We start from the raw sequence: 11,832 nt of genomic DNA, 5'->3' as shown, positions 1-11,832 counted from the left end.
AGAGGAAAAAATATGTTTAAAGTAAAGTTTGCCGATATCGGCGAGGGATTAACTGAAGGAACAGTATTTAAAGTTAATTTCAAAGTTGGAGATAAGGTGGCAGAGGGAGATGAATTATTCACAGTAGAAACCGATAAAGTTACTGCTGAAATCCCTGCCCCAGTTGATGGTATTATTGCTGCCATGAACATTAAAGAAGGACAAGTAATTAAAGTAGGAGAAGTTGTTGTAGAAATAAATGATGGAAAAGATGGTCCAAAAGAGGATAAACCTGCTGAAAAAACTGCTAAAGTTGAAGAAGGCGCTTCTGTTGTTGGAGCTGTTCCGATCTCGAATGATTTAATTAAGCCCAGAACTTTAGAGAAGTCAGAAACTCAAACTACAAGCAAAGATTTTCGTTCAACTCCGCTGGCAAGAAAAATTGCTAGCAGTAATGGGGTTGATTTAAGTAAGATAAGCGGAACAGGACCATATAATAGAATTTTAGTTGAAGATGTTTTAAAAGCCCAATCTGGATCAACTGTAAGTAAAACAGAGCCTCAAACAGCAGCGCCTTTAGCTCAGTCTAGTTTTCAAGCAACACCTCCAGTATTTACTGGGGTGGCTTCAGAAGAGGTAATCCGTAAACCATTAACAGGGATGCGTAAAGCTATTGCTAAGGCGATGATGAATTCTCACACAAATATTCCAGCAGTCACACTAACCAAAACTGTTGATATTTCAAAAATTGTTGAAATGAGAAATGACTTAAAAAATTCTAAAATTGGAGATACCTTCAAAGTAACCTACTTACCAATTGTGGTTAAGGCAGTTACAACTGTATTACAGCAATTAGAAAATATTAATGTAAGTCTTGATGGTGATGATTTGTTAATTAAAAAATTCTACAATATTGGAATTGCTGTTGATACTAGTCGTGGTTTAGTAGTTCCTGTTGTTAAAGCAGCTGATTTAAAAACAATTTGACAAATTTCAAATGAGATCAGAGAACTTGCTAATAAAGCTAAAAATAACAGTTTAACAGGAAATGATATGAAGGGAGCAACCTTTACGGTTTCAAACTTTGGATCAGCTGGAGTTGAATTTGCTACCCCAATTATTAATTACCCAGAAGCTGCTATTTTGGGGGTTGGAACAATTGTTGAACAATTGGGAATGAATGCTAATAAAGAATTAGTAACAAAAAATATGTTACCTTTATCTTTAACAGTAGACCACAGAATAATTGATGGAGCTGATGGAGGAAGATTCTTAACTCAAATGGCTGAACTATTGGAAAACCCATTAGCGTTATTTATTAACTAGAAAGTGATGATTGAAAAAATGAAAGAGTATGATTTAGCGATAATTGGAGCTGGCCCAGGTGGATATGTAGCTGCGATTAAGGCAGCTCAACACGGTTTAAAGACTTTGATAATCGAAAAAGAGTATTATGGTGGTGTTTGTCTAAATGTTGGTTGTATCCCCACAAAGGCTTTGCTAAAAAGCACAAGTGTTTATAACACAATGAAAAATGCTGAGAAATACGGAATAATCGTTGATAAAGAATCAGTTCGACCAGATTGAACAGCAATGATGAAAAGAAAAGAGTCAGTTATTAAGCAATTGGTTACTGGAGTTGAAACTTTAATTAAAAAAAATAAGGTTGATCGAATTGATGGAAATGCAGAAATTATTGATAACAATAATTTGACTGTTAATAAGGAAACAATTAAATTCAAAAACTTAATTATTGCTACTGGAAGTAGTGCTAATGAACTAACTTTACCAGGTTTTGCTGAAGCCAAAAAAGCAGGAACATTAATAACTTCAACTGAAGCTTTAAGTTTAAAAGAGATTCCTAAAAAAATCGTAATTATTGGGGGAGGGGTAATTGGAATTGAATTTTCTTCATTATTCCGCCGTCTAGGAACTGAGGTTACAATTCTACAAGGTCTAGATACAATCTTAGAAATTTTGGATAAAGATATTTCAAAAGAAATGACTAGAAAATTACTAACTCGTCCAAATGTTAAAATTGAAACCAGTATTCAAATCATTAAAATTGAAGGTAAAAAAATATTCTTTAAAGATAAGTCTGGAGAAGAAAAAAGTGTTGAGTTTGATTATGTCTTACAATCAGTTGGACGTCGCCCAGTATTGCCAAATTTTGGAAACGCCAAAGTTAAATTAACAGAAAGAGGAGCTATTGATATTAATGACTACTGTCAAACTTCAATTCCCAATATTTATGCCATTGGAGATGTAACAGGAAAAATCATGTTAGCTCACGTAGCTTCAAATCAAGCTGAAGTAGCAGTTTCAAATATTGTTGGAACTCCTACAAAAATGAACTATAATTACATGCCTTCTTGTATTTATACTTCCCCAGAAGTGGCCGCAGTTGGTTTAACTGAAGAACAAGTGAAAAAAGACAATATTCCTTATAAAGCTTTTAAATTCCCCTTGGTTGCTAATGGTAAATCAATTGCTGATGGAAATACCGATGGTTTTGTTAAAGTCATAATCGACCCTAAATACGGTCAAATTTTAGGAGCTCATATCATTGCCTCAACAGCAACAGATATGATTTCTGAAATCACCACTTTAATGGTGGCAGAGGGAACAATTGCTGAACTAGCAAAATCAGTTCACCCCCACCCAACAGTGAGTGAAGCTATTATGGAAGTGGCTATTGCTTTGCAAGATAAGCCCTTGCACTTATAATAAAAAAGTTCTCTTATGAGAACTTTTTTATGCTTGACCTAAACCTTTAGCTTTTCATTCGGCCATTATTTCTTCTTTACCGTTTGGTTTTGCTAATTGTTTTTCATATTTTTTGTATCTTTCTTGACACTCTTTAATTTCTTGTTGAGCATGTTTTAAATCGCCTCAACCATCAATTCGAACTGATTTTTTTTGCAGTGCTTTATATTGCAAGAAAAAGTTTTCAATTTCATCTTTTAAATGTTGAGGAACATCCTCTAATTTTTGATATGTGGCAAATCTAGGATCATCGTTAAAAACTCCAAATAATTTTGTATCAATTTCTCCGTTGTCAATCATTTTAATACTTCCCAAGATTCTAACTTTAACAGCAACTCCTGGTAAAGTTGGATAAGTAACTAGACTAATAACATCCAAAGGATCTCCATCTCAGTCCAAAGTATTTTCGATGAAACCATATTCTCCTGGATAGAAGTTAGCGCCATATAATACACGGTCCAAACTGATTCTTCCAGTTAAACTATCATACTCATATTTATTGCTGCTACCTTTTGGTATTTCAACAATCATTTCAATAACATTATTACTCATTTTTTTCTCCTTATAACTAAATAAATTGTATTACAAAAAACTTGAAAATAAGATAAAATTTAATTAAATTAGTAGAGGTTTTTATGCAAATTAAAGAGGACTTAAAGGTGAATGATTTCAAAGTGCGCTATCAAAAAATAAACTGAAATAAGTACTTTAAATTGACAAGTTTACGAGTATCATTTTTAGCATTAATTTTAGCTTTAAATATTGTTTTGGCTGTATTTAGCAAATTTGTTCTTGGATTGATTCAAATTCCTCCAGTAACATTTTTAGTATTAGAGCTAACTTTAATAACCTATTTTATCTTACTTTATGTAATTAATTTATTTTATACCATCGTCTTTATCTTTTTGGCAACATGAATGCGTTTTTTTATTGGTGATGAACCAATTGGGATGTTGGCGATGAATTTAATTGACATCGTTTCGGTGCTGACTTTTTGAATAGTTAATTTCTTAGTTTATAAATTAGTAATTGGATATATTAAAACTCAAAAACAGCATTTAATCACCTTATATATTTCTCAAGGAACTGCTGGATTATTTGCTGCTTTTGCTGCAGCAGGTTTTGGAGTTCTAATTAATTGAGCTTTTTTACTGAAATTATATGGGGTTCCTGAAGAGAGTCGTGACTATCTTTTAATTCCAATTCTTATCTTTAATTTTGTTAAAATAGTCATTAACTTAATAATTTATTTATCAATTTTTTATGCAATTGACTTGCTTTTTAAAAGGTATGATATATAATTAAATAAGAAGGTTATTTATATTAAATATAATTAAGGAGGAAATAGATGTCAGTTCTTGAGAGCGATAAAAACAAAAAATCTAAGGCCACTTCAGGAGAAAATCCAGAAAATGGCAACAATATCGACCATGATGTTCCTGCTTTAGAGGGTGAAAAAAACCACGAAAAAAGAGATCATTACCATGATGAACACCACTTTACAGCAAAGGGGGCACACGATGATGTCACCCCGGATGACTTTTCATTAAAAAGTCATTTTGCTTTTACAAGAAAAAATTTAACTTTCAAAATTGCAGCAACTTCTGTGTTTTTAGGTCTAGCAATTGTAGCAACTTTAATTGATGTTTTATCTGAAACTATATTCTCAATCCCAATTAACGGGGTAAAAATGAATATTAGAATTTTAGACTTGCTAGTTGTAATTATTTCGATTCCAACACTAGGTTTAATATTTTCAGAATTTATAGCAATTGTTATTCCGTGAATTCACTTTCTATTACATTCAGATCACAGTCCAGTACAAATAGTATTTGATATGTTATCGTACATGGTTGTTGTATTCTTATTTTGATCAATCTTCTATTTATTGTTTAGAAATTCAGTATTTCATATCGATCCAAATAAAAAGGTTGATGCAATCAAAAGATGAGCTCCAATGGGTGTAATAATCCCAGTGGCAGCATTTGCAGCAACAGCCCTTTACTTGTTATCACTTTATGTTGTTAGTCTTTCTGGGGGTGGAATAACCACTGGTCATGCCGCTCACGATCACAGTCACGGCGCGGAGTCAGCTAATGATATTTGGGGTTACATAAGTCCTCGTCATGCCGCTCACGATCATGAAGGTCATGAAGGACATGATCATTCTGGTGATGCCAGTTGAGGAAATATTCAAGGCTTTGTTGGTAAATTTGCAGGAGCTGCTTTTGGAATTCAATTAGCAAGATTTATTTTGTTCTACTTGATTTTCGCGGTTGTTGAAAAACGAATGAAACCAGTTAATCACCGTTTTATGTAAAAAAATTAAAAATACTTTGTTGGAAACAACAAAGTATTTTTAATTCTCATCAATATTTACAGCACCAGTTGGGCAAACCATTTGTGATTCAACTAATTTAGCATCATTTGGTTTTGCCTGGGCTAAGCCGTTATCATCCATGAATAAGATGTCTGATTCATCAATTTCCACACATGCTTGACAACCAATACAGATTGATTGGTCAATTCAAGTTCTTTTTTTATCCATAATTATCACCTACAATAATATTACTATTATTTAGTAATTAATGCCAAAATAATTTATAATATTTAAGATATGGTAGGTGATTTTGTGAATAAGCAACTAACTAGAATGGAGCGAAACCGTCAGCTTCATGAACGAGTAAATCGCGACATTATTATTGAAAAAGAAAGCCAATTTGAGCGTTCAAACATTGCTGCAGTTTTTAAAACATTAGATGCCATTGACAAGAACTACTTTAAAAATAAGGTTAATGAATTTGATAAAAAAAACACTATTGAAAAACCTTATTTAGATAAAGATAAATCTAAATCATTAATAAAAGATGAATTAAAATATGATTTACGTCGTTTTTATAATGAACTGTTATCAAGTGAAGAATTGATGAGACCTTTATCAAACAAAAAAGATGATATTTCTTCAAAAATGGAGGACAACAAATCGATTAATTTAACAAGTCAAAAATTCATTGATTACTACCAAAAAATTGCTGTTAATGAACAAAATTTTCAAAATCAAGTTCAAGAATTGCGTCGTAAAAGTGATAAAAAAACCGATGTTCATTCAGACATTAATTTTGCCACAGTTACTAAAGTTAGAAATGCTGATAACCGAACAACTCCAGCAATGTTAAAAGAGGTTAGTGATAAAAATGAACGTGGCTATAATTTGTTAATGAAAGAAACTAAAATGTATAAGCATCGTTTTGGATGAATTGTCTACTTACTGCCAGTTTTAATTTTATTAATGATTTTAGCAATTGTGCTACCATTAGTTATTTAAGGGAGAATTTTATGAAAAAAATAAATATTGCTGTTGATGGTCCAGCTGGAAGTGGTAAATCAGCTACAATGAAAATAGTTGCTGAAAAATTGAATTATCATTTTTTTGATACAGGTTTGATGTATCGTGCCTATACTTGATTTTGTAACCAGAAAAAGCTTGATTTTAATAACGATAAATTATTAGTTAATTCTCTAAAAGATTTTGATTTTAAAATCAATCAAGATCAAGTTTTAGTAAATGGTGTTGATGTTAGCAAAGAACTTTCATCAAATGATATAATTAAAAATATTAATAAGATTACTGTAAATCCTGAAATAAGACGTTGAATGGTTCAAGAACAACGCAATTTATCTCAAGGAAAAGGTTTTGTTGTTGTTGGTCGAGATATTGGCTCTGTTGTTTTAAAGGATGCAGAGCTAAAGATTTACTTAGATTGCTCAGTGGAATCTAGAGCTATGCGTCGTTTTAAACAAAACGAAGAACAAAAAATTACTCCTAATATTTTAGAGGATATCAGACAAGCGATTGAAAATCGTGATAAAAGCGATATGCAAAGAAGTGAAGGACCGTTAATTAAGACAGATGATGCAATTTTAATAGATAATAGTGATTTAACAATTAATGAAGCGGTAGAATTAATCCTAAAAGAAGTTAGTAAAAAAATAAATTAGAAAAGAGTTGAATAGTTATGAAAAAGAAGGGTCTTGTTGCAATTGTTGGTCGACCTAATGTTGGTAAATCAACTCTCTTTAACCGAATTATTCGCGAAAAAAAAGCGATTGTTGAAGATGTTCCCGGTGTTACTCGTGATCGTATGTATGGAACAGCAGAATGACTTACTTTACCTTTTATAGTTATTGATACTGGAGGTATTACCCTTCAAGATGCTCCTTTTGCCAAGGAAATTAAAATGCAAGCTGAAATTGCTATTGATGAAGCAGATGTTATTATTTTTGTTATCAATTATCGTGAAGGAATTACTGCAGAAGATGAAGTAGTTGCTAAAATTCTTTATAAATCTAAGAAGCCGGTTATCTTAGTTGTTAACAAATATGATAAAAAAGAGACTGATGAAGAAGCGTTTCAATTTATGACTTTAGGTTTTGGGGAGCCAACTTTGGTATCTTCAACCCACGGAATTGGGGTCGGGGATTTACTTGATAAAGTTGTAGAATCAATGCCAAAGCAACCCGAAAACCTTGAAAATGAAGCGACTAATATTGCGATTATTGGTAAGCCAAACGTTGGTAAGTCATCTTTAGTCAATGCTATAATTGGGGAAGAAAGAATGATTGTTAGTGAAATTTCTGGAACCACAACCGATGCAGTTGATAGTAAAATTACTGTCAATTCAAAAAAATATGTTTTAATCGACACGGCTGGTATTAGAAAACGCGGAAGAATTTATGAGAACTTGGAAAAGTACAGTTATTTAAGATCGCTTACAAGTATTAATAAAGCTGATATTGTTTTGTTGGTAATTGACGCTTCAATTCCAATTTCAGATCAAGACACCAATATTGGTGGTCTGGCCTTTGAGGAACATAAACCAATTATTTTGGTTGGTAACAAATGAGATATTATACCTAATAAAAATACTAACTCAATGATCAAAAAAGAAGAGGAATTTAAAGCCTACTTTAAATACCTGCAATATGCTCATATGGTTTTTATTTCTGCTAAGGAGAATTTGCGAATAAACAAGATTTTTGCAGCAGTTGAACATGTAAATGAAAACTTAAAAAAACGTATAAAAACAAGTGTTTTAAATGAAGTTTTAAACAAGGCGCAACTTCTAAATCCAGCTCCCAACCACAATGGTGGGCGTTTAAAAATTTATTATGGATCGCAAGTAGAAGCTTACCTGCCTACCTTTGTTATGTTTGTTAACAATCCTGCTTATGTGCACTTTTCTTACAAGCGTTTCTTAGAAAATCAAATCCGTCAACAATTTGACTTTGATGGGGTACCAATGAATCTAATTTTTAGAGAGAGAAAGTAGGTATTTTATGAAAAATATTACAATAATAGGAACCGGAGCTTATGGAACAGTTTTGGCGAATGTCTTAGCTGATAATGACCACAAAGTAGTAATGTATGGAATTGATGAAGATCAAGTTAATGACATTAATGATAACAAAAAAAATTCAGTCTTTTTTAAGGACTTATTATTAAATAAGGAAATTAAGGCAACTACAGATTTATCTGCTGCACTAGAAAAAACCGAGATTCTAGTTTTGGGAGTACCAACTCTAGCAATCGAAAAAGTAATTAGTGAAATTAAGAAATATGCTAAAAAATCAATGATAATCATCAATGTTGCTAAAGGATTGGACGAAAATAATCTTGATGTTTTAAGTAAAAAAGTTATTAAACTATTTGAGGGAACCAACATTTTAAAAGCATATGGAGCTTTATTTGGACCTTCTGTGGCAATTGAGGTAATTCAACGCAAACCAACTTGTATTATGAGTTGTAGTGAAGATATTAAAGTAGCTCAAGAGATAGCTGAAGTATTCAATAACGAATATTTTAGAGTTTTACCAACAACAGATTTAAAGGGTTGTGAAATTAGCGCGGCTTTAAAAAACACAGTCGCGATTGCTAGTGGTATATTATTTGGTTTTGAAGGTTCAGACAATTCTAAAGCAAGTCTTATTACAATTGGTAATAATGAAATTATGAAACTTGGAATGGCTTATGGAGCTAGAATCGAGACTTTTACAAATTTTGCCTGTTTGGGAGATTTAATACTAACAGCGACAAGCCACAAATCTAGAAATTTTTCATTGGGGATGGAAATAGCAAAAGCCAATGATGCTCAAAAAGTTTTAAGTAATTACGGCTTTACAGTTGAAGGGGTAACTGCTTGTAAAATAGCTCATCAAATGGCATTAAAGGCCAAAATTCACTTACCTTTGTTTGAAATCATGTATCAAATACTCTATAATAATAGTGTGCCAAGCGCTACTATTAATAATATTTTTAGTGATATTATTTTGGTATAGAAAGATTAGGTAATAAAAAATGACTAAAAAAGAACTATCTGAAAAAATGGCATCAACTTTTGATGTTCAAAAATCTGAAGCAGATAAAATGGTTTCATTCGTTTTTGATGAATTAACAAACGCACTAGTTGCAGGGGATGAAGTATCAATTGCTGGATTTGGTAAATTTTCAGTAGCTGACAGAGCTGCTCGTGAAGGAATTAATCCATCAAGTGGAGAAAAAATTCAAATTGCTGCAACTAAAGTTGCAAAATTCAAAGTTGCAAAACAACTTAAAGATTCAGTAGCTAAAAGCTAATTAAAAATTTTGAATGTAAAAAATGTTGCGAAGGCAACATTTTAATCTTAAAGGAGAAAAGTAATGCTTGTTGACTTAATTAAAAACAGAATTATTCAAAAAAAATCTTTGCTACTTTGTTATTACAAAACAATCGGATTAAATGAGAATCAAGTTTTAATTATTTTATTAATTATGCAATTATCAAGTGATGATAGAAAGTTTGTAACTGCTCGAGAATTGAGCGATTATATGACTCTAAAAATTGAAGAGATTGATTTAGAAATTTCTAATTTGGTTAAATCCAAATTTATTAAAATTGAAAATAAAAGTGGTAAGTCAGTAATAAATTTATCACCACTATTTAGTCAATTGGCAATAATTTGTGAAAATTCTTTAGCTAATAAAAATAGTGAGTCAAATCTGGTTAAAATAATTCAAGATCAATTTGATATTCCGATGAATGAGGAACAAAAAAATTCAATCAAGTCATTTTTAGAAAAAGACATTTCGATTCAGGGTCTAACTGATTTAATAATTGCCAATGATGTTAAGGATTATGAAGCGCTTGAAAAATTAATTAAAAACAATATTAAATCAAAACCAAAAGAATTAACTAAATACAATTGATTAGCTGATTAACACCATTAAGATAATCAAGAACAATATTTTTATTCATAAATAATTCATACCCATTTTCTTCTAACCAAGAAACGGGTATTTTTTTATCCTTACTATCTAAATTTATTATTTTCTCAATATCAACAATAAAGTATTTATTAAAATTGTGAAAATAAATTATTAAAAAAGCTACCCCAAGGTGCTCACGAACTCTAGCTAATTTTTTGCGTTGCTCAGGCTTCAAATTAACGATTGAAAAATAATCCTTATACGTCTCTTTTGCCTCAAATTCCAAGTATACCCCTTTATAAACCCCGATATAATCGCAATTAAAATTTTTTGTAAAATTAGCTTTAGTAATTTGTTTATTTTCCACTTTGATAAGATTGATATTGACATTAATTTTGGAAATTAAAGCTAAGTTATTATCGTTATAATATTCATTTGCATGATTAATAATTGTTTCTAAAAACATCCCTTTATTTAGTATTAAATTCATTTTTACCTCCATTATTATTACGATAAAAAAATATTTTTTTACTTAAACTAATTTTAATTTGATAAAATTAGTTTATAAAAGAGGTATTAAAATGAACTACGTTAAATACAAAAAAGAAGATATCGCCAAAAAAGATTTTACAGTAGAATTTAAGGGTTATAAAGTTGAGGAAGTTGATTTATTTTTAGATGAAATCACTAGAGATTATGAAGTTTCTGAATTTGAGAAGCAAAACTTAAAAGATAAAATCATGGCACTAGAAGTAGAGAACAAAAATTTAATGGAAGAAAATGATAAGATCATTGCCAGTCTTCAACTATCACAACAACAATTGGAAAAATTGGCACGTAGTGGTGTAAATAGTAGTTCGATTTTAAAAAGAATTGCTAACTTGGAAAAACAAAATTTAGGTCAAAAATAGTGTAAAATCAAAGTTGAGGTTTTATTTGAATCAATCGCTGCAATTGAAAAATTATTGTAGAGGAAACTCCACGCTTGCACATCCTGAGATGGAAGTAGTGATTGTGCTAGGGGAAAAAATAACCCTAGGCACCGTGAGGTGACGACTAGTATTTTTCCTAAATGATTTTACTATCACATGGAAAAACTAATAAAGTGCCACAGAGACGAATAATGGGAAACCAGGAAATGGAACGGGTAAACTCCACAAGCAAGAAACTCAAATTTTGGTAGAGGAATTAAACAAAAGGAAATGAACTGATGTTTGAACCGAAAGGTAGATAGATGATTGATACCTAGCAATAGGAACAAAACGTGGGTTATGATAATAGAATCTCAATTTCTTACAAATTAGTAAATTAGTTATTTAATAATTTGTAAGAAATTTTCTTCAAAGGAGTTATAATGAGAAAATTATTAAAACTACTGAAATTTAAAAACTTAACATTATCCTCGTGTGAGTCATTTACTGGAGGATTATTTGGAAATAAGCTAACAGACATTTCTGGAGCCAGCGAGGTTTTTCTTGGTGGAATAGTGGCTTATTCTGTGGAGTCCAAAAAGCAGATTTTGGGTATTACTTCAGATCTAATAAATAAATTTACAACTGTGTCAAATGAAGTGGCTATAGAAATGGCTATTTCTTGTAGAAAAATTTTTAATAGTGATATTGCAATAAGTTTTACTGGCAATGCAGGCCCAAATGCAAGCGATAATAAAGATGTGGGATTAGCTTTTATTGGTATCGTTTCAAATAATTTTCAAAAAGTAATTGAAATCAGTATCAAAAATAAAAGTAGAAAACAGTTTAAAAAATTAGCTCTTAAAATATGTAAAAATAATTTAATTAATTATATTAAAAGTGATTTTGCCGATAAAAAACACGATTAATTTT

15 protein-coding genes and 1 other RNA gene are annotated in these 11,832 nt (G+C 30.9%); 13 read left to right on the top strand and 3 right to left on the bottom strand.

Annotation, left to right across the window (positions count from 1 at the left end; genetic code table 4):
• The first annotated feature begins 12 nt into the window (after nt 1-12).
• Complete coding sequence (locus SALLE_RS03955) at nt 13-1,305, top strand: dihydrolipoamide acetyltransferase family protein (RefSeq protein ID WP_115558325.1); 1,293 nt, start codon at nt 13-15, stop codon at nt 1,303-1,305.
• 18 nt (nt 1,306-1,323) lie between these two features.
• Nucleotides 1,324-2,706, top strand: coding sequence for a dihydrolipoyl dehydrogenase (gene lpdA, locus SALLE_RS03950; RefSeq protein ID WP_115558728.1), 1,383 nt, complete (start codon nt 1,324-1,326; stop codon nt 2,704-2,706).
• Between the two features lie 27 nt (nt 2,707-2,733).
• Here lpdA and SALLE_RS03945 read toward each other — a convergent pair whose 3' ends face one another.
• On the bottom strand, nt 2,734-3,297 hold the full coding sequence (locus tag SALLE_RS03945) for an inorganic diphosphatase (protein WP_115558324.1): 564 nt from the start codon (nt 3,295-3,297) through the stop codon (nt 2,734-2,736).
• A gap of 83 nt (nt 3,298-3,380) precedes the next feature.
• Between SALLE_RS03945 and SALLE_RS03940 the strand changes: the two genes are divergently transcribed.
• Complete coding sequence (locus SALLE_RS03940) at nt 3,381-4,046, top strand: hypothetical protein (protein WP_115558323.1); 666 nt, start codon at nt 3,381-3,383, stop codon at nt 4,044-4,046.
• Nucleotides 4,047-4,093: 47 nt separating this feature from the next.
• Complete coding sequence (locus tag SALLE_RS03935; protein WP_115558322.1) at nt 4,094-5,065, top strand: hypothetical protein; 972 nt, start codon at nt 4,094-4,096, stop codon at nt 5,063-5,065.
• A 39-nt stretch (nt 5,066-5,104) separates the two neighbouring features.
• On the opposite strand, the gene SALLE_RS03930 is transcribed toward SALLE_RS03935, so the two are convergent.
• Nucleotides 5,105-5,293, bottom strand: a complete 189-nt coding sequence (locus SALLE_RS03930; RefSeq protein WP_115558321.1) for a ferredoxin — start codon at nt 5,291-5,293, stop codon at nt 5,105-5,107.
• Between the two features lie 84 nt (nt 5,294-5,377).
• On the opposite strand from SALLE_RS03930, the gene SALLE_RS03925 reads away from it, so the two are divergent.
• The 6 genes from SALLE_RS03925 (at nt 5,378) to SALLE_RS03900 (ending at nt 10,000) form a co-directional block, all read left to right on the top strand.
• Nucleotides 5,378-6,070 carry a hypothetical protein gene (locus SALLE_RS03925; RefSeq protein ID WP_115558320.1) on the top strand — a complete coding sequence of 231 codons (693 nt, stop codon included), beginning with the start codon at nt 5,378-5,380 and terminating at the stop codon, nt 6,068-6,070.
• A gap of 11 nt (nt 6,071-6,081) precedes the next feature.
• Nucleotides 6,082-6,744: a (d)CMP kinase gene (cmk, locus tag SALLE_RS03920; RefSeq protein ID WP_162807953.1), complete on the top strand. Its 663-nt coding sequence runs from the start codon at nt 6,082-6,084 to the stop codon at nt 6,742-6,744.
• 17 nt (nt 6,745-6,761) lie between these two features.
• Nucleotides 6,762-8,075: a ribosome biogenesis GTPase Der gene (der, locus tag SALLE_RS03915; protein ID WP_115558318.1), complete on the top strand. Its 1,314-nt coding sequence runs from the start codon at nt 6,762-6,764 to the stop codon at nt 8,073-8,075.
• 7 nt (nt 8,076-8,082) lie between these two features.
• Complete coding sequence (locus SALLE_RS03910; RefSeq protein WP_115558317.1) at nt 8,083-9,081, top strand: NAD(P)H-dependent glycerol-3-phosphate dehydrogenase; 999 nt, start codon at nt 8,083-8,085, stop codon at nt 9,079-9,081.
• 19 nt (nt 9,082-9,100) lie between these two features.
• Nucleotides 9,101-9,379 (top strand): HU family DNA-binding protein, encoded by a 279-nt coding sequence (locus tag SALLE_RS03905; RefSeq protein ID WP_115558316.1) that lies wholly within the window; start codon nt 9,101-9,103, stop codon nt 9,377-9,379.
• Between the two features lie 63 nt (nt 9,380-9,442).
• Nucleotides 9,443-10,000 carry a DnaD family protein gene (locus SALLE_RS03900; protein WP_115558315.1) on the top strand — a complete coding sequence of 186 codons (558 nt, stop codon included), beginning with the start codon at nt 9,443-9,445 and terminating at the stop codon, nt 9,998-10,000.
• Here SALLE_RS03900 and SALLE_RS03895 read toward each other — a convergent pair.
• Nucleotides 9,975-10,478 (bottom strand): Holliday junction resolvase RecU, encoded by a 504-nt coding sequence (locus tag SALLE_RS03895; RefSeq protein WP_162807952.1) that lies wholly within the window; start codon nt 10,476-10,478, stop codon nt 9,975-9,977. The genes SALLE_RS03900 and SALLE_RS03895 overlap by 26 nt on opposite strands.
• Before the next feature lie 91 nt (nt 10,479-10,569).
• On the opposite strand from SALLE_RS03895, the gene SALLE_RS03890 reads away from it, so the two are divergent.
• The 3 genes from SALLE_RS03890 to SALLE_RS03880 all read left to right on the top strand — a co-directional run bounded on the left by SALLE_RS03890 (nt 10,570) and on the right by SALLE_RS03880 (nt 11,828).
• Nucleotides 10,570-10,899, top strand: coding sequence for a DivIVA domain-containing protein (locus SALLE_RS03890; protein WP_115558313.1), 330 nt, complete (start codon nt 10,570-10,572; stop codon nt 10,897-10,899).
• Nucleotides 10,900-10,921: 22 nt separating this feature from the next.
• Nucleotides 10,922-11,265: RNase P RNA component class B (rnpB, locus tag SALLE_RS03885), an RNA gene on the top strand.
• Between the two features lie 77 nt (nt 11,266-11,342).
• Nucleotides 11,343-11,828, top strand: a complete 486-nt coding sequence (locus SALLE_RS03880; protein WP_115558312.1) for a CinA family protein — start codon at nt 11,343-11,345, stop codon at nt 11,826-11,828.
• Nucleotides 11,829-11,832 lie beyond the last annotated feature (4 nt).

The organism is Spiroplasma alleghenense (genome assembly GCF_003363775.1).
Classification (GTDB): domain Bacteria; phylum Bacillota_I; class Bacilli_A; order Mycoplasmatales; family Mycoplasmataceae; genus Spiroplasma_B; species Spiroplasma_B alleghenense.
This window is presented reverse-complemented; position numbering and strand designations above follow the sequence as displayed.